Annotated in this window: 25 protein-coding genes, 1 tRNA gene and 1 pseudogene; 20 read left to right on the top strand and 7 right to left on the bottom strand. The window is 73.0% G+C overall.

What is annotated here, in order from left to right; translation table 11 throughout:
- The 9 genes and pseudogenes from ABZ624_RS06380 to ABZ624_RS06340 all read left to right on the top strand — a co-directional run.
- Window positions 1-837, top strand: a pseudogene (locus ABZ624_RS06380) (hypothetical protein); the annotation flags it as partial.
- Window positions 838-871: 34 nt separating this feature from the next.
- Window positions 872-1,297 (top strand): phage tail protein, encoded by a 426-nt coding sequence (locus ABZ624_RS06375; protein ID WP_360083165.1) that lies wholly within the window; start codon window positions 872-874, stop codon window positions 1,295-1,297.
- A gap of 36 nt (window positions 1,298-1,333) precedes the next feature.
- The gene (locus tag ABZ624_RS06370) at window positions 1,334-2,056 is read left to right on the top strand and encodes a LysM peptidoglycan-binding domain-containing protein (protein WP_360083163.1); all 723 of its coding nucleotides are present in this window, start codon (window positions 1,334-1,336) and stop codon (window positions 2,054-2,056) included.
- Entirely contained in the window at window positions 2,053-3,879 is a 1,827-nt protein-coding gene (locus tag ABZ624_RS06365; RefSeq protein ID WP_360083161.1) for a VgrG-related protein, read from the top strand. The genes ABZ624_RS06370 and ABZ624_RS06365 overlap by 4 nt, the downstream gene beginning before the upstream one ends.
- A 61-nt stretch (window positions 3,880-3,940) precedes the next feature.
- Window positions 3,941-4,258 carry a PAAR domain-containing protein gene (locus ABZ624_RS06360; protein ID WP_360083159.1) on the top strand — a complete coding sequence of 106 codons (318 nt, stop codon included), beginning with the start codon at window positions 3,941-3,943 and terminating at the stop codon, window positions 4,256-4,258.
- Window positions 4,258-4,680, top strand: coding sequence for a GPW/gp25 family protein (locus ABZ624_RS06355; RefSeq protein ID WP_360083157.1), 423 nt, complete (start codon window positions 4,258-4,260; stop codon window positions 4,678-4,680). Before ABZ624_RS06360 ends, ABZ624_RS06355 begins: the two co-directional genes overlap by 1 nt.
- The gene (locus ABZ624_RS06350; RefSeq protein ID WP_360083155.1) at window positions 4,680-6,638 is read left to right on the top strand and encodes a putative baseplate assembly protein; all 1,959 of its coding nucleotides are present in this window, start codon (window positions 4,680-4,682) and stop codon (window positions 6,636-6,638) included. Before ABZ624_RS06355 ends, ABZ624_RS06350 begins: the two co-directional genes overlap by 1 nt.
- Entirely contained in the window at window positions 6,635-7,198 is a 564-nt protein-coding gene (locus ABZ624_RS06345; RefSeq protein ID WP_360083153.1) for a phage tail protein, read from the top strand. The genes ABZ624_RS06350 and ABZ624_RS06345 overlap by 4 nt, the downstream gene beginning before the upstream one ends.
- 4 nt (window positions 7,199-7,202) lie before the next feature.
- A complete protein-coding gene (locus ABZ624_RS06340; RefSeq protein ID WP_360083151.1) occupies window positions 7,203-8,630 on the top strand; it encodes a zinc ribbon domain-containing protein in 1,428 nt (475 codons plus the stop codon).
- 376 nt (window positions 8,631-9,006) lie between these two features.
- Here ABZ624_RS06340 and ABZ624_RS06335 read toward each other — a convergent pair whose 3' ends face one another.
- Window positions 9,007-9,780, bottom strand: coding sequence for a hypothetical protein (locus ABZ624_RS06335; RefSeq protein ID WP_360083149.1), 774 nt, complete (start codon window positions 9,778-9,780; stop codon window positions 9,007-9,009).
- Window positions 9,781-10,073: 293 nt separating this feature from the next.
- Window positions 10,074-10,147 (bottom strand) — tRNA-Pro (locus ABZ624_RS06330).
- A 116-nt stretch (window positions 10,148-10,263) separates the two neighbouring features.
- On the opposite strand from ABZ624_RS06330, the gene ABZ624_RS06325 reads away from it, so the two are divergent.
- The gene (locus ABZ624_RS06325; protein WP_360083147.1) at window positions 10,264-10,770 is read left to right on the top strand and encodes a DUF309 domain-containing protein; all 507 of its coding nucleotides are present in this window, start codon (window positions 10,264-10,266) and stop codon (window positions 10,768-10,770) included.
- Between the two features lie 59 nt (window positions 10,771-10,829).
- On the top strand, window positions 10,830-11,603 hold the full coding sequence (gene cobF / locus ABZ624_RS06320) for a precorrin-6A synthase (deacetylating) (RefSeq protein ID WP_360083145.1): 774 nt from the start codon (window positions 10,830-10,832) through the stop codon (window positions 11,601-11,603).
- Between the two features lie 28 nt (window positions 11,604-11,631).
- Here the strand turns inward: cobF and ABZ624_RS06315 are convergent, their stop codons facing one another.
- Window positions 11,632-12,378 carry a cobalt-precorrin-6A reductase gene (locus ABZ624_RS06315; RefSeq protein ID WP_360083143.1) on the bottom strand — a complete coding sequence of 249 codons (747 nt, stop codon included), beginning with the start codon at window positions 12,376-12,378 and terminating at the stop codon, window positions 11,632-11,634.
- A gap of 69 nt (window positions 12,379-12,447) precedes the next feature.
- On the opposite strand from ABZ624_RS06315, the gene ABZ624_RS06310 reads away from it, so the two are divergent.
- Window positions 12,448-13,227, top strand: coding sequence for a TIGR01458 family HAD-type hydrolase (locus tag ABZ624_RS06310; RefSeq protein ID WP_360083231.1), 780 nt, complete (start codon window positions 12,448-12,450; stop codon window positions 13,225-13,227).
- On the opposite strand, the gene ABZ624_RS06305 is transcribed toward ABZ624_RS06310, so the two are convergent.
- The 3 genes from ABZ624_RS06305 to ABZ624_RS06295 all read right to left on the bottom strand — a co-directional run bounded on the left by ABZ624_RS06305 (window position 13,216) and on the right by ABZ624_RS06295 (window position 16,859).
- Window positions 13,216-13,995: a sulfite exporter TauE/SafE family protein gene (locus ABZ624_RS06305; protein WP_360083141.1), complete on the bottom strand. Its 780-nt coding sequence runs from the start codon at window positions 13,993-13,995 to the stop codon at window positions 13,216-13,218. The genes ABZ624_RS06310 and ABZ624_RS06305 overlap by 12 nt on opposite strands.
- A 101-nt stretch (window positions 13,996-14,096) precedes the next feature.
- Window positions 14,097-15,611, bottom strand: coding sequence for a long-chain fatty acid--CoA ligase (locus ABZ624_RS06300; RefSeq protein ID WP_360083139.1), 1,515 nt, complete (start codon window positions 15,609-15,611; stop codon window positions 14,097-14,099).
- Between the two features lie 60 nt (window positions 15,612-15,671).
- Window positions 15,672-16,859: an acetyl-CoA C-acyltransferase gene (locus ABZ624_RS06295; protein ID WP_360083137.1), complete on the bottom strand. Its 1,188-nt coding sequence runs from the start codon at window positions 16,857-16,859 to the stop codon at window positions 15,672-15,674.
- 163 nt (window positions 16,860-17,022) lie between these two features.
- On the opposite strand from ABZ624_RS06295, the gene ABZ624_RS06290 reads away from it, so the two are divergent.
- The 4 genes from ABZ624_RS06290 to ABZ624_RS06275 all read left to right on the top strand — a co-directional run bounded on the left by ABZ624_RS06290 (window position 17,023) and on the right by ABZ624_RS06275 (window position 19,530).
- Window positions 17,023-17,832 carry a lysophospholipase gene (locus tag ABZ624_RS06290; RefSeq protein WP_360083135.1) on the top strand — a complete coding sequence of 270 codons (810 nt, stop codon included), beginning with the start codon at window positions 17,023-17,025 and terminating at the stop codon, window positions 17,830-17,832.
- Window positions 17,833-18,002: 170 nt separating this feature from the next.
- Window positions 18,003-18,494 (top strand): DNA starvation/stationary phase protection protein, encoded by a 492-nt coding sequence (locus ABZ624_RS06285; protein WP_360083133.1) that lies wholly within the window; start codon window positions 18,003-18,005, stop codon window positions 18,492-18,494.
- 30 nt (window positions 18,495-18,524) lie between these two features.
- On the top strand, window positions 18,525-18,866 hold the full coding sequence (locus ABZ624_RS06280; protein WP_360083131.1) for a DUF3140 domain-containing protein: 342 nt from the start codon (window positions 18,525-18,527) through the stop codon (window positions 18,864-18,866).
- Between the two features lie 16 nt (window positions 18,867-18,882).
- Window positions 18,883-19,530 (top strand): endonuclease, encoded by a 648-nt coding sequence (locus ABZ624_RS06275; RefSeq protein WP_360083129.1) that lies wholly within the window; start codon window positions 18,883-18,885, stop codon window positions 19,528-19,530.
- Window positions 19,531-19,628: 98 nt separating this feature from the next.
- Here ABZ624_RS06275 and ABZ624_RS06270 read toward each other — a convergent pair whose 3' ends face one another.
- Complete coding sequence (locus ABZ624_RS06270; protein ID WP_360083127.1) at window positions 19,629-20,483, bottom strand: Cof-type HAD-IIB family hydrolase; 855 nt, start codon at window positions 20,481-20,483, stop codon at window positions 19,629-19,631.
- Between the two features lie 163 nt (window positions 20,484-20,646).
- On the opposite strand from ABZ624_RS06270, the gene ABZ624_RS06265 reads away from it, so the two are divergent.
- Genes ABZ624_RS06265 through ABZ624_RS06250 form a run of 4 tightly spaced genes read left to right on the top strand, consistent with a single transcriptional unit; the run spans window position 20,647 to window position 24,621 of the window.
- A complete protein-coding gene (locus ABZ624_RS06265; RefSeq protein WP_360083229.1) occupies window positions 20,647-21,456 on the top strand; it encodes an SAM-dependent methyltransferase in 810 nt (269 codons plus the stop codon).
- A 33-nt stretch (window positions 21,457-21,489) separates the two neighbouring features.
- On the top strand, window positions 21,490-22,893 hold the full coding sequence (locus tag ABZ624_RS06260; RefSeq protein WP_360083125.1) for a glutamine synthetase family protein: 1,404 nt from the start codon (window positions 21,490-21,492) through the stop codon (window positions 22,891-22,893).
- A gap of 2 nt (window positions 22,894-22,895) precedes the next feature.
- On the top strand, window positions 22,896-24,077 hold the full coding sequence (locus ABZ624_RS06255) for an amidohydrolase family protein (RefSeq protein WP_360083123.1): 1,182 nt from the start codon (window positions 22,896-22,898) through the stop codon (window positions 24,075-24,077).
- Between the two features lie 7 nt (window positions 24,078-24,084).
- Complete coding sequence (locus ABZ624_RS06250; RefSeq protein WP_360083121.1) at window positions 24,085-24,621, top strand: NUDIX hydrolase family protein; 537 nt, start codon at window positions 24,085-24,087, stop codon at window positions 24,619-24,621.
- The last annotated feature ends 183 nt before the right edge of the window (window positions 24,622-24,804 follow it).

Below are 24,804 nucleotides of genomic sequence, written 5' to 3'. Positions count from 1 at the left end.
GGGGGGGGGGGGGGCGGGCCGCCCCCCGGCCCGCGGACGCCCGGTGTCATCGGTGGGCAGCCGCCGACCGTCCAGCGGGGGGCCTCCTCCGCGCCGCGCACGCTCTCCCTGCTGGCAGCACGCCCGCTCACCGTCAACACCCGCGTCCCCCAGGGGGTTACGGCACCGTCCGCCGACGCCGCCCGCGCCGCCCGGCGTCCCGTCGTGGCCGCGACCTGGAACCGCGGACCGGGCCCGGCGCCGGATCCGCGGCCTGCCGCGGCGGTGCGGGAGCCCGCGCGGCCGACGCCACAGGTGCAGCGGCGGACCGCTGCCGCACCGGCAGGCCCGTACCCGTCACCGCCGTCGAGCGCAGCACCTCACCACCGTGCCGTTCCCGTCGTGCGGCCGCATCCGCTCGTCCCGCCGGCCGCGGCCGGCGAGCAGGGTGCCGTACGCCCGTCCGCGCTGCCGCTGACCGACGCACAGGCATCCGCGCTCCAGGACCGCCCCGCTCCCCCGGCCGTGTCCGGTCCGCCCGTGCCCGTGGTCCGTGCCGTCCGTCGGGGGCCTGCTGGGGACCCGGCGGTGCCGGTCATCCAGCGGGGCACGAGCGCCGCGGGGGTGCCGGTGACGGCCGTACCCCCGCGGGGACGGCAGCGGTCGGCCTCCGCGCCCCCGGAACCGAGAGCGGCCACCGGTACGGGCCCGGTCCGGCCGGCGGGGGTGCCGCCGGAGCCCGGCGTCGACCTGGACGAGCTGGCGCGGCGCCTGCTGGACCCGCTGGCCCGGCTGCTCCGCGCCGATCTGCGGCGCGGCCGGGAACGCGCGGGCCGCCCCTACGACGGACGCCGCTGAGGACAGGGAAGAACAGGGAACGGATGGCCAACGGATGACGGACAACATCTTCGCGACGAGCGTGTTCTTCCGGCTCGCGATCGGCGGCAACGACCTGGGAGCCTTCCACACCTGCTCCGGCATGGGAGCCGAGGTGGAGATGGAGAGCTACGCCGAGGGCGGCAACAACGGCTTCACCTGGCAGCTGCCCGGCCGCGTCACCTGGTCGAACATCACACTGACCCGGCCGGTCACCGCCGACACGGCGAAGATCGGCCGCTGGCTCGACCAGACGCTGCGGCGCGTGGAGCCCAAGGACGGGGAGATCGTGGCGCTCCGGCCGGACCTGACCCGGATCATCAGCTGGCAGGTGCTCGGCATCGTGCCGGTGCGCTGGCAGGGGCCGTCCTTCGACCCGTCGTCCTCCGAGGCGGCGGTGGAGACGTTGGAGATCGCCCATGAAGGTCTGCGGCCTTCCTGACGTTCCCTCACCAGCGCACGGAAGGAGTGCCCTCGTATGTCCCCTGCGGTCCGCACCAGCCGGGCCAGGGCTCAGCTGACCCTGAAGGAGCCCCCGGCGGCGGTCGGTGCCCGGCCCGGCGGGACGATCGCCCGGCTCAACCTGCAGTTCAACCCGTCCACCCTCCAGCTGAGCAAGAGCACCGAGTGGCGGCGCAGCCCGTCGCGTATGGCCGGGCAGTCGGCGCTGCCGGAGTTCGTGGGCAGCGGGCCGCGGGAGCTGAGCCTGGAGGTCTTCCTCGACGCGACCTCGACCCACGACGACTCGGTCGAGCAGGCGGTGGAGAAGCTGATGAAGGCCTGTGTGCCGACCCCGGCGAGCCTCGCCCGCAAGAAACCGGCCAGCCCCTGGGTGCGGTTCGAGTGGGGTACGGCCCGGACGACCTCGTTCGACGGTGTGCTGTCGAACCTGTCGGTGACGTACACGCTCTTCGACGTGGACGGCAAGCCGCTGCGGGCGACCTGCGCGCTGTCGGTGGCGGAGGCGAGCGTCGACCCGCCGGGGCAGAACCCCACCTCGGGCGCGCGCACGGCCCGCAGCACGCACACCCTGGTGGCCGGGGACAGCCTGGCGCTGCTGGCCTGGCGGGAGTACGGCGACGCGACGTCGTGGCGGGTCATCGCCGAGGCCAACGGGATCGACGACCCGCTGGCCCTGGTGCCGGGCACCGAACTGGTGGTCCCGGCACTGGGGGACGCGGGCGGTGAGGAGGAGCTGTGACCACACCCGAGGCGCGGGGCGGCCGGCCCTTCGCGGCGGACCCCGTCGTGGAGGCGCCCGGCGAGCTGCCGCCGGTCTGGGCGGCGCAGCTGGTGAGCTGCGTGGTGGACGAGAACGTGGGCCTGCCGGACACCGCGGTGCTCACCTACCGCGATCCCGACCACGAGTTCCTGAAGTCCACCGGTGTCACCCTCGGCACACCACTGCGGGTGTCGGTGGTGACCGTCGCCGGGCAGGCACGGGAGCGGCTGTTCAACGGCGAGGTCACGGCGGTGGAGATCGACCGCGACAGCACCGGGTCGTTCACGGTGGTGCGCGCCTACTCCGTCGCCCACCGGCTGCAGCGCGGCCGGAAGGTGGTGGCGTACCGGAACATGACGGCCGCCGCCATCGTCCGCAAGGTGGCCGCCGGTGCGGGGCTTCCGTGCGGGAAGGTGGAGGCCGCGCCGGTCACCTACCGGCAGCTGTCACAGGCCAATGTCTCCGACTGGGAGTTCCTGCGGTACCTGGCGGCCGAGCACGGTGCGCAGGTGCGGGTCGACGGCCAGGGGGTGCTGCAGTTCACCCGGCCCGAGAAGGCCTCCGGTGCGCCCGCGCCGTCCACCCCGGCCACGCAGAGCCCGATGGTGCTGGAGTACGGGCGGAACCTGCTGGCGCTGCGGGCCTCCCTGTCGGGCGCGGACGGCGCGTCCTCGGTCGAGGTGCGCGGCTGGGACGTCACCACCAAGACGCCGCTGGTCGCCCGGCACCAGTCGGTGACCAGCGATACGGTGCTGCCCGGACTCGCCCCCCAGTTCGCCGCCCGGTTCGGGAAGTCGGCGAAGCTGACGGTGACCGACACGCCGTACCGCACCCAGGCCGAGACGACGGCGGTCGCGGATGCGACGGCCGCGCAGGTGAGTGCGGGCTTCGGCGAGTGGGAGGCGGTCGCCGAGGGCAACCCGCGACTGCGGGCCGGCCGGCCGGTCGCGCTCGGCAACGTGGGGCCCGCCTTCTCAGGCCGGTACACGGCGACGGCGGTGCAGCACAGCCTGGAGCCGCACGGCGGCTACCGGACCACGGTCTGGGTGAGCGCCAGCCCCGACCGGTCCCTGGCCGGCCTGGTGACCGGCGCGAACGCGCCCGGCCGCGGGCCGCGCATCCCGGGCCTGGCGATCGGCGTGGTGACGGACGTACGGGAGCCGGGCGGCGCGCAGAGCGGCGGGGTCCGGCTCAGGTTCCCCTGGCTGGACGACACGTACGTGACCGACTGGGTGCGGACCGTGCAGTGGGGCGGCAAGGGCGGGGGCGGTGTGGTGAGCCCCGAGGTCAACGACGAGGTGCTCGTCGGTTTCGAACAGGGGCTGCTGGACAGCCCGTACGTCATCGGCGGCCTGTACAACGGCGTGGACCGGCCCTCGCCGCACGACGTGCCGCTCGTGGACGGGACCAGCGGCAAGGTCAACCGCCGTTCCGTGGTGTCACGTTCGGGACACCGGGTGGAGCTGCTCGACGCCCCGGCGCCGGGTCCGTCCGGGGTGCGCCTGCGCACCGCGGACGAACGGCTGGACGTCCTGCTGGACGACCGGAACAACCGGATCGAGCTGACGGTGTACGCGGCCGGCGGCCGGCGGGCGCTGTCCCTGGTACGGCTGGACGACCAGGGCATCACGCTCGACGCGAAGACCGGCAAGGTCAGCGTGCGGGGCGGGACCGTGGAGATCGACGGCACCACGGCGGTCCGGGTCGGCGGCCGGTCAGTGAGCGTCACCGGGCAGACCGATGTCACGCTGGACGGCGGCCTGCTGGGGGTGCTGAAGGCGGACCTCGTACGGATCAACTGACGTCAACACACCTGCCTGACAAGGCCCTTGAGGGCCGCGACCGTTCTTCGAGGAGCCCGGCATGCCCGCCGCAGCCCGTACCGGCGACCCCACCAGCCACGGGGGTGTGATCGCCACCCCGCCGCCCGGCGCCGCCACGGCGGTGGCGCGCGTGCTGATCGGCGGCCGTCCCGCCGCCGTCGTGGGCAGCCTGCACACCTGTGCGATGCCGCCGCACGCGGCCCTCGGCCCGGCCAATGTGATCCTTCCCGCCCCGGCCGCGCTCGTCGCGGGCCAGGTGCTCATCGGCGGCTTGCCGGCCGCGCGGGCGGGCGACTCCACCGCCTGTGGCGCGACGGTGCAGATCGGCGCGCCGAACGTCCTGATCGGGGGTCTGTGATGAGCGAGCGGTTCATCGGGCGCGGCTGGGCGTTCCCGCTGCGGGTCGGGCCGACCGGCGGGATCGCCATGGTGGAGCGCGCGCGGGAGATCGAGGAGGCGATCCGGCTGGTGCTGGGCACCGCGCCCGGCGAGCGCCCGATGCGTCCGGAGTTCGGCTGCGGCATCCACGACTACGTCTTCGCGCCCGGCGACGGCGCCACCGCCGGGCGGATCGCCCAGCAGGTGCGCGAGGCGCTGGAGCGGTGGGAGCCGCGGATCGGGGTGGACGAGGTGGTGGTGGCCTTCGACGCGGTGGACGCCGGAACCCTCTACATCGACGTGCGCTACACGGTGCGGTCCACCAACGACCGGCGCAACCTGGTGTTTCCCTTCTACACGATCCCCTCCGAGGAGGGGGCCGAGGAAGCGGTCGCGGACTGATGGCCCTGCCCTCCCCCAATCTGGACGACCGGCGGTTCCAGCAACTCGTCGACGAGGCGAAGCGGTATGTGCAGCAGCGCGCCCCGGAGTGGACCGACCACAACGTCTCCGATCCGGGCGTCACCCTGATCGAGACGTTCGCGTACCTGGTGGACCAGTTGCTGTACCGGCTGAACCGGGTTCCGGACAAGAACTACACGGCGTTTCTCGACCTGCTGGGCATCCGGCTGTTCCCGCCGGCGGCGGCCACGGCCGAGGTCGACTTCTGGCTGTCGGCGCCGCAGCCCGACACGGTCACACTGCCCGTGGGCACCGAGGTGACCACGGCGGACGGCGAGGCGGAGCAGCCCGTGGTGTTCGCGACCACGGACGAACTGCGCATCGTACCCAGTGAGTTGACGCGGCTGGTGACCGCGCCCCGCACGGGGGAGCACGCGGACCGGACCGGTGAACTCGCCGAGGGCCGTGACGTACGGTGTTTCCAGGCGTCCCCCGAGCCGGGTGACGCGCTGCTGTTCGGGCTGCCGACGGCGGTGCCCCGGTGCGTGGTCGCCGTACGGCTGGACAGCCGGGTGGAGGGCGTCGGGGTGGACCCGCGCCAGCCGCCGCTGGTGTGGGAGGCGTGGGACGGCGGCCACTGGCAGGTGTGCGAGACCGGCCCGGACACCACCGGGGGGCTGAACCGGCCCGGCGAGGTGATCGTGTACGTCCCGGCCGGGCACACGGCCTCGGTGATCGGCGGGATCCGGGCGGGCTGGCTGCGCTGCCGGGTGACCGAGCCGGAGCCGGGTCAGCCGTTCTACTCGGAGTCCCCGACGGTGCGTGAGGCGAGCGTGTTCACGGTCGGCGGCACCACGGCCGTCGAGCACGCGGAGACCGTCACCGACGTCCCGCTCGGCACGTCCGAGGGGGTGCCGGGGCAGACGTTCCGGCTCGGCCGGCCGCCGGTGCTGCTGGACGGTGAGCCGCCGGTGGTGGAGGTCTCCTCGGCCGACGGCTGGCGCCGCTGGGAGCTGGTGGCGCACTTCGGCAACTCGGGCCCCGGGGACCGGCACGTCCAGGTGGACGCCACCACCGGCGAGTTCTCCTTTCCGCCGGCGCTGCGCGAACCGGACGGCACGCTGCGGCTGTGCGGCGCCGTACCGGAGAAGGGCGCACAGATCCGGGTGGCCCGGTACCGCACCGGCGGCGGCCCGGCCGGCAATGTGGCGCGCGGCGCGATCTCCGTGCTGCGCAGTTCGGTTCCGTACATCGCGCGGGTCGGCAACCGGGAGGCCGCGCGCGGCGGGGTGGAGGGGGAGACGGTCGCCAACGCGAAACTGCGGGCCCCGGACGCGCTGCGGATGCAGGAGCGGGCGGTGACCGCCGACGACTACGAGATCATCGCCCGGCAGGCGGCGCCCTCGGTGCACCGCGTGCGCTGTCTGCCGGCGGCGGACGGAGCGGGCGCGGTACGGGTCCTGGTGGTGCCGGACGCGGTGGCCGACGACGGCGACCGGCTGCGGTTCGAGCAGCTGATCCCGTCGGACCAGGTGCTGACGGCGATCACCGGGAGCCTGGACGAGCGGCGGCTGATCGGCACCCGGCTGCTGGTGGAGCCGCCGGTCTACCAGGGGGTCACCGTGGTCGCGCGGCTGGCGGCGCCGCCCGAGGACACCGACCGGGTGCGGGAGGCGGCGCTCGCCGCGCTGTTCCGGTACCTCAACCCGCTGCGCGGCGGACCCGACGGCACCGGGTGGCCGTTCGGACGCCCGGTGCAGTACGGAGAGGTGTTCGGCGTGCTGCAACGCGCCACCGGCAACGCGCTGGTGGAGGAGATCCGGCTGTTCGCCGCCGACCCGATCACCGGGCGGCGCGGCGCGCCGGCGGACCGTATCGACGTGGCCGCGGGCGCGCTGGTGTTCTCGTACCAGCACCAGGTCGTCGTGCAGCCCCTCGGCGGGGAGGCCCGCGCATGAGCCGCGCCGCCGTCCCCGGTCTGCCGAGCCGGCACCCCATCGGCCACCTGCTGCCCGCACTGTACGCCGACGACGACTTCGCCCAGCGGTTCACGGCGGGGCTGGACACCGTCCTCGCCCCGGTGTTCGCGACCCTCGACAACCTGCCCGCCTATCTCGACCCCCGGGTGGCGCCGCTCGACTTCGTGGTCTGGCTGGCGTCGTGGGTGGGCGCCGCCGACGATCCCGAGTGGCCCGTGGAGCTGCGCCGCGAGGCGGTGGTACGCGCGCTGGAGCTGCACCGCTGGCGCGGCACCCGGCGCGGTCTGGTGGAGCGGCTGCGGCTCACGCTCGGCGTGAACGCCGATGTCGTCGGCGACGGCGGGGCGGTGTGGTCGCGTACCGCGGGCGCCGTGCTGCCGCCGGAGCCGTCCGGCGAGGTGGTGGTCCGGGTGTGGCCGGGCCGCGATCCGGAGGTGGACGGGCGCAGGGTCCGGGAGCTCGTCCGGTCGCTGTGTCCGGTGCATGTCTCATGCCGGGTGGAGGTCCTGCCCGGCCCGCCCACCGGCGAAGGGAGGTGAGGTCGTGCGCGCCTGTCCCTCGTGCGGGGCGTCCAACGACCCCGCTGACGATTTCTGCGGCAACTGCGGGGCGTACCTGGGCTGGTCGGAGGGCGGCACGCGCAGCGCGTCCGCGCCCTCGACCGCCCCTGAGCCGCCGGCCCCGGAGGCCGGCGGGCAGGGCTCGGCGCCGGGTGATGCGGCACCGGACACGGCGCCGCCGGAGGGCGGCGGACGGACGCCGCGGACCGCTCCGTCTGCGTCCGCGGTCGTCGGCGCGGGCGCCGGGGACGACGCCGGCCGCGGCACGGCCCGGCACGACGAGACGTCGCCTGCGGCGCGCACCACGACGGAGACCGGTACCGGCTCGGACAGCCGGACCGGCACCACCGACCGGCCCCACGACCACGGCACCGCCGACCGAACCAGCGGCACCAGCACCGCCAACGGCAGCGGCAGCGGCAGCGGCAGCGGCAGCGGCAGCGGCAGCGGCAGCGGCAGCGGGGACCGTACCGGCCGGGAGAGCGGTGACGGTGTCGGCGGTGGGAGCGGCGGCCGGAGGGTGCGCCCCGCCGTACCCGCGCGGCCGCCGGCCCGTGACGTTGCCGGTCCCCGGCCCCCCGCGTCCCCGGCCCCGGAGGCGGAGGCGGAGGCGGCGCAGCCGCCCCAGCCCGAACCCGTGCTGCCCGTGCGGCCCGCAAAACCGGTCGCGCCGCGTCCCGTCGTACGGCCCGTGACGGAACCGGAGGAGGTGTCGGGGCTGCCGTGCCCGGTGTGCGGCACGCCCAACCCTCCGGGCCGTCGGTTCTGCCGCCGCTGCGCCAGTCCGCTGAGCCGGGCGGCGGACCGTGCGCCGCTGCCGTGGTGGCGGACGGTCTGGCCGTTCCGGCGCCGGGTGCGGGCGGGATCGGGACGGGCGGTGCGGCTTCTGGTGACCCTGGCCGTGGTGCTGGCGCTGTGCGCGGCCGGATTCCTCCTGCTGCCGGCCGGCCGCGCCCTGTTCGAGGACACCCGGGACAAGCTCGGCGGGGTCAAGGCGGTCACCCCGGCCGGGGTGACGGCCGGCGCCCAGGTGCCCTCGCATCCGGCGACGAACACCACGGACGGCCTCAGCAACCACTACTGGGGAGCGCCCGGCGCGGGGGCCTCGGTGACGTACACCTTCCGCACACCGTTCCGGCTGGTCGATCTCATCATCACCAACGGCGCCTCGGCGTCACCGCAGGAGTACGCCGGTGAGGCCCGGGCACTCCGGATGGATCTGGAGGTCACGTCGGCGGACGGTACGGTGCACCGCAGGGAGCTCACCCTCAGCGACAAGCCGGGACCGCAGACCTTCCCGACCGGGATCGGCGACGTGGTGCGCGTACGGCTGGTGCTGCGGTCGGTCACGGGGCTCACGGCGCATCGTCATGTCGCGGTCGCCGAGGTGGAGTTCTTCCAGCGCAGCTGATGTGCGGCGGTCATACGGAGCGTGGGTGCCGCGTCCCGCGCTCCGCATGTCACCGGTCTCTCAGACCCGGTCCGCCGCGATCAGCAGATAGTGGAAGCTGCCCTCCCGAAGGAACCCGTACTTCTCGGCGACCTCTGCGCGCCGGTGAGTGTCGGGTGTGTGAACCGGGACTCAACCGTGTAGAAGACGCTCGTTCGGATCCGACGGGATCGTCTCGTTGACTACTACCGTCCGCCTTGGGAACCCTGGCAGCTGGATCTGGCCACCCCGCAGCTTGCGGTTATAGATGTCACCTATCCGATCACCTTGGTCGACGCATCACGGCAGCGTGAGGATGGCACAGCTGCTGCCCGATACGGCAGAGGTCCTCCGGCTGTTAGCCGGGAATTGCTGCCAAGTCTTGCCGCAATTGATCGAGGGTGAAGCCGTCCGGGTCAGGGCGGTCGGCATCGGCCCACTGCTTGCTGAGGACCGCATAGGCCTCATCGCAGTAGGTCTGGAAGAACTGCCAGGTCATCGGCTGGAGCCCTCCCCAGGTGACACAGATCAGCTGCGTGGGCGTGTACCCGATGACAGGCACACAGTGGCCGCCCCAGCTGTTGGGTTGGCCTGGTCCCACCGGTCCTCCAGGGGGCACCATCCAGACAGTTTGCCCTTGGGCGCTGTAGGGCAACTGCAATCCGATGAACGCGGCACCGAACAGTTCGATGGCGTCTCGCACATGCTCGGTGTTACCCGGCTCGCAAGCAGCGAAGCCGAAGATCTTGTTACCGCCGATGCCCGCCCTGCGCCAGAAATTCAACGCGTCGAGCATGTTGGTTCCGCGGTCCGTCGAAGGATCACCCTCTTTGAACCCCGTGAGAGCGGCGTACGTTTCCAGGGCCTCTGTGGCGGTGGGCTCGAACTCTTCAGGTCCTTCGTAGGCTGACCAGTTCTGCTCCATGTGGAGTGCAGCGGCCTCTACACAGTCCCCGTATTGGTCATTGCCGAGCACCTGCCAGTCAATGACTTTGTCACTCCAGTTCTTCGCCGTAGGCGCCGGCGGCAGCGTCGGATGGAGGTACTGCGCGAAGTTGAGGGTACGTCTGTCGACTCTGGCGGGAGCCTTTCCTAGTCTGCCAACCACGGGCCGGCCATTACGAGACGGCATGGTCCTCCTTCTGCGTTCTGCCTACCTGCAGGCATATGAGCGTTTCTTCGGGCATATGCCCGAGGCAGTCGCGCACTAGTTGGAAAGTTGTGAACATTCACTGATATGGCCTCACCCTGCTGGGGTGCCAATTTTTAGGCCGAGGTAGGCACTGCTGCTTGCAGCCTGAGCGCGGGCGGTCGCCGGGCATTCGTGACCGAATGTGACGCAACAGCACAGAAAATGATTAAGGGCCCCGCCTCACTGATGTGAGGCAGGACCCTTTGACCTGCGACTTTGGAGTGTTACTCCCGTCGGGACGACAGGATTTGAACCTGCGACCCCTTGACCCCCAGTCAAGTGCGCTACCAAGCTGCGCCACGTCCCGATGCGCTCACTCGCGGTGACCCGCGTGATCGCGCGAACAGAACTTTACCCCACCTTCGGGGGTGTGCCGAAGAGGGCCCGGGAGGACATGGCGGGAGGCGGGGGACAATCGGCCGTATGACGAGTGCGGGCGCATCGGATGCCAGGGACCGGGACGTGGAGGGGCGGGCGCGCAACGCCCGGCCCCGGGACGGGCTCGGGCGCCCGCTGCCCTACGGCGCGCAGGGCGTCCCCCGGCAGCCGGAGGGGGTCGTACGGACGCCGGACGAGACGGTCGCTCAGGCTCAGGAGCTGCTGGACGCGGGCCAGCCGTTCCATGCGCACGAGGTGTTCGAGGACGCCTGGAAGTCGGGCCCGGACGAGGAGCGCGCCCTGTGGCGGGGCCTGGCCCAGCTGGCGGTCGGGCTCACCCACGCGGCCCGCGGCAACGCCGTCGGCGGTGCGCGACTGCTGCGGCGGGGCGCCGGGGCGGTCGAGGGCTGGGAGAGGGAACAGGGCGAGGACCGGCCGTACCGGATCGATCTCGCCGGGCTCGCCCGGTGGGCGCGGGAACTGGCGGCGCGTGTGGAGAGCGGGGGCCGCCCCGTGGACGCGACGGCCGAGGCGCCCCGGCTCCGGTCCTGACGCGCACGGCGTGCGGAGGCGCCGCACCCGCCGTCCGTGGCATGCGGCAGACTCGGGGCGTGCGAAAGATTCATGTCATCGGTATCGGCGCGGGCGACCCCGACCAGCTGACCCTGCAGGCGGTCAAGGCGCTGCGGAGCACGGACGTGTTCTTCCTGCTGGACAAGGGCGAGGTGAAGAGCGATCTCACCCAGCTCCGCCGGGACATGCTGGAAGCGCATCTGCCCGAGGGGTCGTACCGGGTGGTGCAGGCCCGTGACCCGGAGCGGGACCGGAAGGCGGGCGGGCCGGCGTACTCACCGGCCGTGGAGGACTGGCGCAGCGCGCGGGCCGGGATCTACGAGCGGCTGATCACCGGGGAACTGGGCGAGGACGGCACCGGCGCCTTCCTGGTGTGGGGCGATCCGGCGTTGTACGACAGCACGCTCGGCATTCTGCAGGAGGTGCTGGAGCGGGGCACGGTGGAGTTCGCGTACGACGTCATCCCTGGCATCAGCAGTGTCTCCGCGCTGGTCGCCCGGCATCGCACGGGACTGAACCGGGTGGCCCGGCCGGTGCAGATCACCACCGGGCGGCGGCTGGCCGAGGGCTTCCCCGAGGGCGTGGACGACGTGGTCGTGATGCTGGACGCCCACCAGGCCTTCCGGCAGTACGCCGGGGAGGACATGGACATCTACTGGGGTGCGTACATCGGCACCGCGGACGAGATCCTCGTCTCCGGCCCGATCGGCGAGGCCGGTCCCCGCATCGAGCAGGTGCGGGCGGAGGCACGCGAACGCAAGGGCTGGATCATGGACACATACCTGCTGCGCAGGAACCCCGGCGACGGCTGAGGTCCCCCCCCCCCCCGCTGCCTCGTCGTCACGCCGGGCCGAGGCCCAGCCACTCCAGTGCGCCTGCCACATCGGGCACCGCCGTGACGCCCCGGGGCAGCGGAGGGCGGTGTACGACGACCACGGGCAGGCCGAGCCGCCGGGCTGCCGTCAGTTTCGCGGCCGTCGCCGCAGCGCCGCTGTCCTTGGTCACGAGGACGTCGATGCGGTGCCCCCGCAGCAGCTCGGTCTCGTCGGCGACCGTGAACGGGCCTCGGGCGAGGACCACTTCGGTGTCCGGCGGCAGGGGCGGCCCGGGTGGGTCGACCGACCGTACGACGAAGTGCAGGTCGGTCAGGTGGGCGAACGCGGCGAGGCCCAGGCGTCCGGTGCTGAGGAACGCCCTGCGGCCGAGACCGGGCAGCGCCTCGGCGGCCCCGGCCAGGGACGGGACGTCGTACCAGCGGTCGCCGGGGCCCGGCTGCCAGCCGGGGCGGCGCAGCACCACGGCCGGCACTCCGGTGGCCGCCGCCGCGTGGGCCGCGTGGGCCGTGATGGCCTCGGCGAAGGGGTGGGTGGCGTCGACCAGGGCGTCCACGTGGTGGGCGCGCAGCCAGTCGGCCAGACCCTGCGCGCCGCCGAAGCCGCCGATCCGCACCTCGCCGGCCACGGCTCCCGGGCGGGCCACGCGTCCTGCCAAGGACGTGGTGACCCGGAGGCCGGGCCGGGCGGCGAGGTCGGCGGCGAGGCGGCGGGCCTCGGTGGTGCCGCCGAGGACCAGGACGTGCGCGGGCATAGGGGTGAGGGTACGAGGTCGTACGGGACGGTCCGCCGTGCGGGTCGCTACCGTCGAGCCATGCGATCCGTGGAGTCCGTGCGTGCCGTGCTGATCGACATCGACGGTGTCCTCACCGTCTCCTGGAAGCCGCTGCCGGGTGCCGTGGAGGCGTTGCGCGCGGTCCGCGCGGCGGGGCTCGGTGTGGCGCTGGTGACCAACACGACGTCCCGTACCCGGGCGTCGATCGCCGAGACTCTGTCGGGGGCCGGGTTCGAGGTGGGTGCGCAGGACGTGCTCACGGCGCCCGCCGTCACCGCCGCCCACCTCGCCGAACACTTCCCCGGCGCCCGCTGTGCCCTGCTCAACAGCGGTGACATCGGGGAGGATCTCGGTGACCTCACCCTCGTCGAGGAGCGTCCGGACGTGGTCGTCCTCGGCGGTGCGGGGACCGGGTTCGACTATCCGGCACTCAACCGGGCCTTCGGACATCTCCAGCGGGGCGCCCGGCTGATCGCCATGCACCGCAACCTGTACTGGCGCACCGACGAGGGGCTGCAACTGGACTCGGGCGCGTTCCTGCTGGGACTGGAGAAGGCCGCTCGGGTGAAGGCCGAGGTCACGGGCAAGCCGTCCCCGGCCTTCTTCGAGACGGCGCTGACCGGGCTCGGGGTGAGCGCGGACCGGGCGCTGATGGTGGGCGACGACATCGAGTCGGACGTACTCGCGGCACAGCGGGCCGGGATCACGGGTGTGCTCGTCAGGACAGGGAAGTACCAGCCGGAGACCCACGAGAACGCGAGCGGCACACCGGACCACGTGCTGGCCTCCTTCGCGGACCTCCCGGCCCTGCTCGGGCTAGCGCAGTAGCAGTTGCACTCCGCCCACGACGGTCGCCGCGATCACGAGTTGTTCGAAGAGTCGCTGGTTGATCCTTTTCACAGCCCACTTGCCGAACAACGCACCGGGCACGACGAACACCGCGAGTGCGGCGTCGAGGAGCAGCGAACGGCCGTCGATCAGGCCGAGGCCCGCGCTGAACGGCACCTTCGAGACGTTCACGATGAGGAAGAAGAACGCCGACGTGCCCAGGAAGCCCAGCTTCCGGAAGCCCGCCGACAGCAGATACAGCGACATCACCGGGCCGCCCGCGTTGGCGACCATCGTGGTGAACCCGCCGAGCACGCCGTACGAGCGGGCCTTGGCGCGACCCGCCCGGGTGGTCACCGTGTCCGGCGCGTCCCCGGCCCCGCCGCTCCCGCGGCGCCGCCGCCCCAGCGTGACACCGGCCATCAGCAGCAGGATCGCGCCGATCGAGGTCCGTACGATCCCGTCGTCGGCCCACATCAGGAACAGCGTGCCGGCGACCACACCGGCCGCGACGGCCGGGAACAGCCGCCACAGGGTGGGCCAGTGGGCGTGCCGCCGGTAGGTGAGGACGGCGAGCAGGTCACCGGCGATCAGGACGGGCAGCAGCACGCCGGTGGAGGCGCGGGCCGGCAGGACCGCCGCGAAGATCGCGAGGCTCACCGTGTTGGCCCCGCTCACGGCGGTCTTGGAGAAGCCGACGAGCAGGGCCGCGCAGGCGAGCGCCGCGAACCCCCAGCCGGATATGTGCCAGAGCGTCATCGTGTTCATGCGGGGACCGATGCTATGTCCGGACAACCCTCCGGCGTAAGGACCGTCTCGCCAGGTGACACCTGCCGTCTGCCATGACCTGTCCGCTAATGACCTATCCGCTATGACTTGTCCGCGTACTGTGCCCGGAGTTCCCGCTTGAGCACCTTCATGCTGGGCCCGAGCGGCATCGCGTCCGTGAACTCCACACGCCGCGGGTACTTGTGCCGGCCGAGGTGTTCCTTGGACCACTCGGTGATCGCGGCGGCGTCGGGGCCGGTGCCCGGTGCCGGTACGACGACCGCGCAGACCTCCTCGCCGTGCAGCTCGTCGGGCAGGCCGATGACCGCGACCTGGGCTATGCCCGGGTGGCGCAGCAGAACCTCCTCGACCTCCCGCGGGTACACGTTGTAGCCGCCGCGGATGATGACGTCCTTCTTGCGGTCGACGATCCTCAGGAAGCCGTCCTCGTCCTTGCTGCCGAGGTCGCCGGTGCGGAACCAGCCGTCGACCAGGGCCTCGGCGGTGGCTTCGGGGCGGCCCAGGTACCCGGAGAAGACGTTGTGGCCGCGGATGACGACCTCGCCCAGCTCGCCGTGCGGCAGCAGCTCGATGCGGCCCTCGGCCTCGGCGCGGGCGATCTCCACGTCGATGCCCCACAGCGGGTGGCCGATGGTGCCGGACCTGGTGCCGAAGTCGGGCTGGTTGACGGTGGCCGTCGGGGAGGTCTCCGACAGCCCGTACCCCTCGTAGATCCTCGCTCCGAAGGCGGTCTCGAACCGCTCCAGAACGGCGACGGGCAGTGAGGCGCCGCCGGAGACGCACACGCGCAGTTCCGGGAGCGTCCCGGCGTCCCGGGCCGCCGCCGCGAGGGCGACGAACATGGTCGGCACGCCGTGGAACGTGTTCACGCCCTCCTTCACCATCAGCTCGATGGCGCGGGCCGCGTCGAAGCGGGGCAGCAGCACGAGCGTGGCGCCCGCCCGCCAGGTGGAGTTGAGCGAGACCGTCTGGCCGAAGGCGTGGAACAGCGGCAGCGCGCCGAGGGCGATGTCGTCGGCGCGGATGTCGTTGGCGTCGAAGGCGTTGACGGTCGCGTTCATCACGATGTTGAAGTGGCTGAGCACGGCACCCTTCGGGACACCGGTCGTACCGCTCGTGTAGAAGATCACCGCCGGGTCGTCGACGGCGCGCGTGACGTAGGACGGCAGCGGCTCGACGCCGGCCGCGAGCCGGTCGAACTCCTCGCCCAGGGTCACGGTCCGGATGCCCAGGGCGTCGGCGGCGGCCCGCCCGGTCTCCTCCTGCGCCGGGTGCACCAGCAGCACGGCCGCCCCGCTGTCCTTGAGCACGTGCTCGACCTCGCCGGCCGACAGCAGCAGATGTACGGGGACGACCACTGCGCCCGCCGCGGCGACGGCGTAGTAGGCGACCGGGAACTCGGCGGTGTTGGGGGCCATGAGGGCCACCCGGTCCCCCGGTCGTACGCCGAGGCCGGCGAGCGCACCCGCCCGGGCCAGCGCCCTGCGCCACACCTCGGCGAAGGTGAGCCGCAGGTCCCCGTCGACCAGCGCGGTCCTGTCGGGACGGCGGCGGGCGTTCTCGGCGAGGATGGCGGCGACGGACAGGGTTGCCATGGAGTACTGCTCCGTTTCCTTGCTGCGGCTCGGCTGACCAGATCCCCCGTCGGAACAGTGCTAGTGCCTCTCCACCAGCACCGCGCTCCCCTGCCCCACCCCCACGCACATGGTCGCCAGCCCCCGCCCGGCGCCCGTGCGCCGCATCCGGTGCAGCAGCGTCGTGAGGATGCGGGCGCCCGAGCAGCCGAGGGGGTGGCCGAGGGCGATGGCACCGCCGGTAGGGTTCACCAGCTCCGGGTCGATGCCCAGCTGGTCGACACAGGCGAGGGCCTGGGCGGCGAACGCCTCGTTGAACTCGGCCTCCTGCAGGTCGGCGATGTCCCAGCCGGCCCGGGCGAGGACCTTGCGGGTGGCGGGGACCGGACCGATGCCCATCACATCGGGGTGGACGCCGGCGGAGGCGCCGGCGACATAGCGGCCCAGGGACTCCAGGCCCAGCTCGTTCAGAGCCTCCTCGCTGACCAGCAGCAGTCCGGCCGCGCCGTCGTTCATCGGCGAGGCGTTGCCCGCCGTGACCGTGCCGCCCGGGCGGAAGACCGGCCTGAGGCGGCCCAGCTTCTCCAGCGAGGTGTCCTCGCGGACGCACTCGTCCTGCTCGACCACGATCCCGTCCGGGCGCTCCACGGGCAGGAGTTCGTCGTCGAAGTGGCCGTTCTTGCGTGCGGCGGCGGCCCGTTGGTGGCTGCGCAGGGCGAAGGCGTCCTGCCGCTCACGGGAGATGCCGTACCGCTCGGCGACCTCCTCGGCGGTCTCGCCCATGGACAGCAGGCCGTGCAGCTCCTTCATCGCGGGGTTGACCAGGCGCCAGCCGAGGCGGGTGTCGTACGTCTCGATGCGCTGGGGCAGGGCCTCGTCGGGGCGGGGCAGCACGAAGGGGGCGCGGCTCATCGACTCGGAGCCGCCCGCGATCACGATGTCGGCCTCACCGGCGGCGATGGTGCGGGCGGCGGCGGTGACCGCTTCGAGCCCGGAGGCGCACAGCCGGTTGACGGTGGCGCCGGGGACGGAGTCGGGGAGCCCGGCGAGCAGGGCGGCCATGCGGGCGACATTGCGGTTGTCCTCGCCGGCCTGGTTGGCCGCGCCCCAGTAGACGTCGTCGATCCGGGCCGGGTCGAGCGCGGGCACCTCGGCCACCAGGTGGCGGATCACGCCGGCTGCCAGGTCGTCGGGGCGTACGGCGGAGAGGGCTCCGCGGAGCTTGCCGATGGGGGTGCGGCGGGCGGCCGCGAAGTGGACGGGACGCACGGCTTGGACTCCTGACCTACGACTGATCCACGACGCTGTGGACCAGCGACCACACGGGACACTTAATTAGCACTGCTAGTTTTGGACTATAGACCTCCGACCGGCCCGCTGGGAAGATCTCCCGGGACCTTCACCGAGTCGGCGGAGGAGAGCCGGAGGAGACATGCCCCACGTCCGCGAGCACACCCTCGACGGCACCCGCGGCCCCGTCGCCGTACGCGAGTGGCCGCACCCGGCGCCGAGGTACCTGGCCCTGATCGTGCACGGGTACGGCGAGCATGCGGGCCGGTACGACGAGCCGGCCACCGTCCTCACCGGGCACGGGGCGGCCGTGTACGGGCCCGATCACGTCGGCCACGGCAGGTCGGCCGGGGAACGGGTGCTGATCGAGGACTTCGAGGACGTGGTCACCGATGTGCACGCGGTGGCGGACCTCGCCCGGGCCGCGCACCCCGGGCTGCCGCTCGTCCTGGTCGGCCACTCCATGGGCGGACTGATCGCCGCCCGCTACGCCCAGCGGTACGGCGGCGAACTGAGCGCGCTGGTCCTGTCGGGGCCGGTGATCGGCGCCTGGGAGCTGCCGGGGCGGCTGCTGGCCCTTCCTGAGATCCCGGACACCCCGGTCAGCCCGGCCGCGCTCTCCCGGGACCCGGCCGTCGGCGCCGCCTACGCCGCCGATCCGCTGGTGTGGCACGGGCCGATGAAGCGGCCGACGCTGGAGGCGTTCACCCGGACCCTGGAGGCCGTCGACCGGGGCGGGAACGTGGGCGGCCTGCCGCTGCTGTGGCTGCACGGGGACGACGACCGGCTGGTGCCGCTGCCCGGCAGCCGGATCGGCGTGCAGCGGCTCGCCGGCGGCCGGCTGACCGAGCGGATCTTCCCCGGGGCACGGCACGAGGTGTTCCACGAGCTCGGCAGGAAGGAGGCCTTCGCGGAGGTGATCCGCTTCCTGGACGCGGCACTCCCCCGCTGAGCGGGCCCGTTTCACCCCTCTGGGCGCTGGGCACCCGCCCCGTCGGACAGACGCGACTCCGGACACATGCGACTTCGGACCGACGCGGCTCCGGGCCGACGCGGCTCCGGACCTACGCGGCTCCGGACCTACGCGGCTCCGGACGACGCAACGAAAGGGGACGGACACACATGACCGTGGTGAAGAGCACGCTGCCCGAGGAGGCGCTCGGTATCACCGGGACCGCTCTGCAGGAGACCCTGGTGGACCTGCTCGGCCTGTCGCTGATCGGGAAGCAGGCGCACTGGAACGTCGTGGGTCCGCGGTTCCGGTCGATCCACCTCCAGCTCGACGAGGTGGTCGCAACGGCGCGTGCCCACTCCGACACGGTCGCCGAACGCGCCGCCGCGCTGGGCCTTCCCCCGGACGGCCGGCCCGAGACCGTCGCCGCGGCCTTCGCGCTGCCCGGCACCAAGGACGGCTGGCTGCGCGACACCGAGGTGGTGGAGCTGATGGTGTCCGCGCTGGAGGCGGCCGTCGGCCGGCTGCGCGAGCGGATCGCGGCGACGGAGAAGCCGGACCCGGTCACCCAGGACCTGCTGATCTCCGTCACGGCCGACCTGGAGAAGCAGCGCTGGATGTTCGAGGCCGAGAACCACCCGCGCGAGAACGTCCCCAGCTAGCACGACACCCCCGCACGGAAGGGGAAAACCATGGCCGACGCCCTCGAAACCGAAGCGCTGTGGCAGGACTTCCACCGCGTGGTGAACATGACCTCCGCCGAGCTCGCGGCCTGGCTGCGGGTCCGCGACGCCGACGAGGAGGCGGAGCCCCTGCCCGAGGAGGCGGGCACGCCCACCGGGCAGCATGTCCTCGCCATCCTCCAGAAACGCCGCACCGACCTCACCGACGACGACATCCGCGTGATGCACAAGGTCGTCGACACGGTCGGGGACCTCGTGGACCTGGAGGACGAACCGGAACGGGAGACGGCAGCGGACGACGCCCGCCGCCACCGCCTGATGACCATGGGCCACGACCCGCTCAAGCCGTAGGCCAAAGGCCCTGGTCATGAACCGCGACGAACGGGTCCTGCGCGAGCTGGTGTCCGCGCATGGGCGGACGTACGCCGAGGAGGCGGGCATCAGGCTGAAGGACACCCCGCAGCCGCTGTACCGGCTGCTGGTGCTGGCCCTGCTGCTCAGCGCCCGGATCCGCGCCTCGGTCGCGGTGGCCGCCGCGCAGGCCCTGCACGAGGACCACCTGGACAGCCCGCGCCGCATGGCCGACGCCGACTGGCAGCAACGCGTGGACGCGCTCGGCCGCGGCGGCTACCGGCGCTACGACGAGCGCACCGCCACCCAACTCGGCGACGGCGCCGAGCTGTTGCTGGACCGCTGGGCCGGAGACCTGCGCCGGCTGCACGAGGAGGCGCACGGCGACACCGGCGAACTCAGGCGGCTGCTCCAGGAGGAACCGGGGGTCGGTCCGGCCGGCGCCGACATCTTCCTGCGTGAGGCCCAGCGCGTGTGGCCCGAGATCGCGCCCTACATCGACGGCAAGGCCCTCGACGGAGCGCGGCGGCTCGGGCTGCCGAAGGACCCGGAGAAGCTGACGAAGCTGGCCAAGGACACCGAACCGGCCGTCCTGGCCGCCGCGTTGGTGCGTGCCGCACTCGACAAGGAGGTGGCCGAGGACTGTCTGCGCCGCGCCGGATGACCGTGCCGGACTGCTCCTCGCATCTGGGAGCGAAGGCAAAGCAGTACAGGCGGACGACCGGGTCGGCCGCGCAGCGTCCGGCGCCGCGCTGAAGGCCGCTACAGGCCGAGGACGCGGGAGATGGTCCGCAGCACCCCGTTGTCGTTGTTGGACGGCGCGAGGTGGCGGGCCCTGCGGACCACCTCCGGATGGGCGTTGGCCATGGCGAACGACCACTCGGCGGCGTCCAGCATCTCCAGGTCGTTGAGGTAGTCACCGAAGACCATGGTCTGCGCGGGCGTGATGCCGAGGGTCCGCTGCAGGCCGCGCAGCGCGGTGCCCTTGTCGGCGGTGCGGTTCATGACGTCCACCCAGTGCTCGGCGGAGACCACGACCTGGTGGGTGGCGGCGAACCCGGCGAGCGCCGGGGCGGTGGAGTGCTCGGCGGACCCGAAGTCGAACAGCGCCACCTTGATCACCTCGTCGTCGACGGCGGTGACGTCCTCGACGATCCGGTGCTCGACGTAGTACTTGCGCACCTCGGCCAGGAACGCCTCGTCGGTCCGCTCGACGTACGCCGCCCGCTTGCCGCACACCACGGCGCCGACGTCCACGCCGTCGGCGACCAGCCGCCGTACCGTACGGGCCACCCCCGCGGCGACGGACCTGTCCATGGTGTCGGAGCTCAGCTCCACGCCGTCGCGGACCACGTAGGTGCCGTTCTCGGCGATGAACACCATGCCTTCGGCGACATCCGCGAACTCCCGCACCAGCGTGGCGTACTGGCGGCCGCTCGCCGGGCTGAACAGCACTCCGCGCCGGCGCAGTTCGGCGAGCATCGGCCGCAGTCCGTCGGGGATCCGCTTGGTGTCGTCCAGCAGCGTGCCGTCCATGTCGGTGACGATCAGCCGGATGTCGGCGGGGCCTGCGGGCAGGCCGGGGACGTTCAGGAGGGGCGCGGGCGTGGCGGGCATGTCCTGCTTCCGGTCGGGGACGGCGTACCGGTCCAGTGTTCCTCATGCGCCACGGCTCCCCTCAGCCGCCCCGAACCGCCCGGGGTGCGCGTTTCCCGGGACAGCGCGATCGACGGGCGGCAGAATGACGGCGGAGCACCGAGAACCGGAGAAGGGCGGCTACGTGACCGAGGGCCACTCCACGGCGGCCGGGCCGGGCAAGCTGAACACCTCTGTGGCGCACAACGCCCGGGTGTGGAACTACTGGATCGGCGGCAAGGACAACTACGAGGTCGACCAGCGGGTCGGTGAGCACGTCGCCGGGATGTTCCCGGTGATCCGGGAGGTGGCCCGCGCGGACCGGGAGTTCCTGGCCAGGGCGGTGCGGTTCCTCGCGGCCGAGCGCGGGACACGGCAGTTCCTGGACGTCGGCACCGGACTGCCGACCGTGGAGAACACCCACGAGATCGCGCAGCGGATCGCCCCCGAGTCCCGGATCGTGTACGTCGACAACGACCCGATCGTGCTCGTGCACGCCCGCTCACTGCTCACCAGCTCCGCCGAGGGCGCCACGGACTACGTCGACGCCGACGTCCAGGACCCGGACGGCATCCTGCAGCGCGCCGCCGACACCCTGGACCTGACCCGGCCGGTCGCGCTGATGATGCTCGGCATCCTGAACTTCGTCCTGGACACCGGCGAGGCCCGGGACATCGTGCGGCGGCTCATGGCGACGCTGCCCCCGGGCAGTCACCTGGTCCTCACCCACCCGACCTACGACGGTGACGTGGGCGGCGAGGGCAACCGGGCCGCGATGGAGTTCTGGAACGCCAACGCCACCCCGCCGATCACCGCCCGCAGCCGCGCGGAGATCGCCGGCTTCCTCGACGGTCTGGAGCTCGTCGAGCCGGGTCTTGTGCCCTGCTCGCAGTGGCGCGCCGGGGCGGAGGCCGCCGCGGTGCCGCAGTACGGCGCCGTGGCCGTGAAACCCTGACACCGGCACCGCGCGGACCGCAGAGGAGGACGGATGACCACCCTTGCCGACCCCGTGCCCGGCGGGCGCCCGGAGGATCTGCGCCGGGTCGCCGGACTCACCGCGCGCCTCGCCGCGAAGGACGTACGCGGGATCGTGCTGGCCTACGTGGACACCGCCGGTGTCTGCCGGGTGAAGACGATCCCCACGGCGCGGCTGGAGGCGGCGGTGTCCTGGGGCGTCGGCATGTCCCCGGTGTTCGACACCTTCCTGGCCGGCGACTCGATCGTCAGCACCGACGTCCTCGGCTCCCCCGACGGTGACCTCCGGCTCTATCCGGACCTGGACCAGCTGGTCGTGCTGGCCGGGCAGCCCGGCTGGGCGTGGGCTCCGGTGGACCGGATCACCCAGGAGGGCGAGCGGCACCCCGGCTGTGCCCGGACCTTTCTGCGCCGGATCGTCGCCCGCGCCGCCGAACGGCACGGCCTCGCGTTCAGGGCGGCGATCGAGGTGGAGTGGGCGGTCGGGTTCGGCTCGGCGCCGGCCGGGGAGTTCGTGCCGGCGGTGTCCGGTCCGGCGTACGGCGGGATCCGGCAGGTGGAGCTGAGCGACTGCACCGCCGATCTGCTGGCCGCGCTGGCCGCGCAGGACGTGGACGTCGACCAGCTCCATCCCGAGTACGCGGCCGGGCAGTTCGAGGTCTCGGTGGGCGCCCTGGACCCGGTGGCGGCGGCCGACCGCAGCGTGCTGGTACGACAGACGATCCGGGCGGTCGCCCAGCGGCACGGCCTCAGGGTCTCGTTCTCGCCCGCGGTGTCCGCGGAGGGCGTCGGCAACGGCGGCCATCTGCACCTGTCCTGCTGGCGCGACGGGGTCAACCTGCACGCGGGCGGGGAGCGCCGGTACGGCATGACGCCCGAGGCGGAGTCCTTCGCCGCCGGCATCCTGGCCCGCCTGCCCGCGCTGACGGCCGTCACCGCGCCGAGCCCGGCGAGCTATCTGCGGCTTCGACCGTCGCAGTGGGCCGGGGTGTTCACCGCCTGGGGCCGGGAGACCCGCGAGGCCGCGCTGCGGATGATCACCGGCACGGCGGGCCGTGGGGCGCAGGACGCCAACCTGGAGGTGAAACCGGTCGATCTGGCCGCCAACCCCTATCTCGCCCTCGGCTGCGTCATCGCCGCCGGCCTGGACGGGATCGGCTCCTCCCTCGCCCTCCCGGAGGAGATCACCGGCGACCCGGCCCGGTACGGCCCGGACGAGGCGGCGGCCCGCGGCGTACGGCGGCTGCCGCGGTCGCTGCCGCAGGCCGCCCGGGAATTCCGGGCGGACCCGGTGCTGCGGGCCGCGCTGGGCCCGGTCCTCGCGGACGCGGTGACCGCCGTACGGCTCGGCGAGGCGGCGGCCGTCGAGGGGCTGGACGACGCGCGGGTGGCGGCGGCCTACCGCTGGGTGTACTGACCATGGGCACACCGGGACCGGTCCACGAGGCCCTCGCCGAACTGGAGCTGGTGGACCACCACTGCCACGGCGCGGTGACGGCCGACCTCCCGTCCGGGGAGTTCGCCTCGCTCCTGACCGAAGGTGAGGCCTGGCCCGGTGTCTCGCCCTTCGACAGCCCCGTCGGCGTGGCCGTACGCCGCCACTGCGCGCCCCTGCTGGACCTGCCCCGGCACGCGCCGCCGGCCGACTACGTGGCGCGCCGCTCGGCCCTGGGCTGGCAGGAGGTCAACCGGCGTTTCCTGCGCGCCGCGCGGGCCGGGGTGTTCCTCGTGGACACCGGCTACGCCCCGCACCCGCTCACCTCGCCCGCCGCACTGGCCGAGGCCGCCGGCGCCGCCGCCCACGAGGTCGTACGCCTGGAGCAGGTGGCGGAGGCGGTGGCCGCGCGGGGTGTCGAGCCCGACGCGTACGCGACCGCCTTCCGTACGGCCGCCGAGGAGGCCGTACGCCGGCCGGGCGTGGTCGCGGTGAAGTCGGTGGCCGCCTACCGCACCGGCTTCGCACTGGACCCAGCACGCCCGACGGGCGACGAGGTGACCGGGGCCGCCCGGCGCTGGCTCGCGGACGGCGGGCGTCTGGCCGACCCGGTCCTGGTGCGGCACCTGCTGTGGACCGCCGTGGACCTCGGCCTGCCCCTGCAGCTGCACACCGGTTTCGGGGACGCCGACCTGCGGCTGCACCACGCCGATCCCGCCCTGCTGACCGACTGGCTGCGCCTGGTCTCCGGCACGGTCCCGGTCCTGCTGCTGCACTGCTGGCCGTACCACCGCCAAGCCGCCTATCTGGCCGCGGTGTTCGAGCGGGTGTACCTGGACGTGGGCCTCGCCCTGCACCACACGGGCCCGGCCCGCTGCCGGGCCGTGCTGGAGGAGGCGCTGGAGATCACCCCGTTCCGCAAACTGCTGTACAGCTCCGATGCCTACGGAGTGGCCGAATTCCACCACCTCGGCGCCCTGTGCTTCCGCCAAGGGCTCGCCGATCTGCTCCAAGCCCGCGTCGACGCGGACGAGTTGAGTCTGCCCGACGCCCTGCGGATCGCGGCCTGGACGGGCCGCGACAACGCCCGACGCCTCTACGGACCGCCCGTGTCCGACGACGCTCCGGCCCGTGACCCCGGCAAACGCCCCGCCCGGAAAGTATGATCAAGCAATGTCTGACATGACCGAGACGACGCCCGGCTGGCTGACCAGCGACGAGCTGGAAATGGCCAGGGCCCGGATGCCGATCCTGTACGTCGAGGCCGTGCCCGTGCGCGTGGACGACAGCGGCGAAGTCACCAGCATCGGACTGCTGCTGCGGATGGGCCCCGAGGGGACGGTCAGCCGGACCCTGGTCTCCGGCCGGGTCCTGCACCACGAGCGGGTCCGCGACGCCCTGCTGCGCCATCTGGAGAAGGACCTCGGCCCGGTCGCACTGCCCCGCGTCCCGGCGTCGCTGCAGCCCTTCACCGTCGCGGAGTACTTCCCGACGGCGGGCATCACGCCCTACCACGATCCGCGTCAGCACGCGGTGTCCCTCGCCTACATCGTCCCGGTCACCGGCGACTGCCGCCCCCGGCAGGACGCGCTGGACCTCGTCTGGTTCAGCCCGCAGGAGGCCGCCTCCCCGGCCGTACAGAGCGAGATGCCGGGCGGGCAAGGGTTCCTGCTGAAGCAGGCGCTCGCCCACGTGGGCCTGGTGTACTGAGGACGCCGACCGCCCGACCCGCCTGTCTATCAGGCCGGTCGGGCCGCCGACCAGGGCTTTCCGTGGCGCGCTCAGGTTGCGTTCAGGTTCACGGTCCCCCGTGGCAACAGCTGCACCAGAAGCCCCAAAACAATGGCAAAGGGGGCTGGGGACGGGGCAGTTGGACATGCCAGGGTGCGGGCC

The sequence above is a fragment of the Streptomyces sp. NPDC007205 genome (assembly GCF_040634095.1).
Classification (GTDB): Bacteria; Actinomycetota; Actinomycetes; order Streptomycetales; family Streptomycetaceae; genus Streptomyces.
This window is presented reverse-complemented; position numbering and strand designations above follow the sequence as displayed.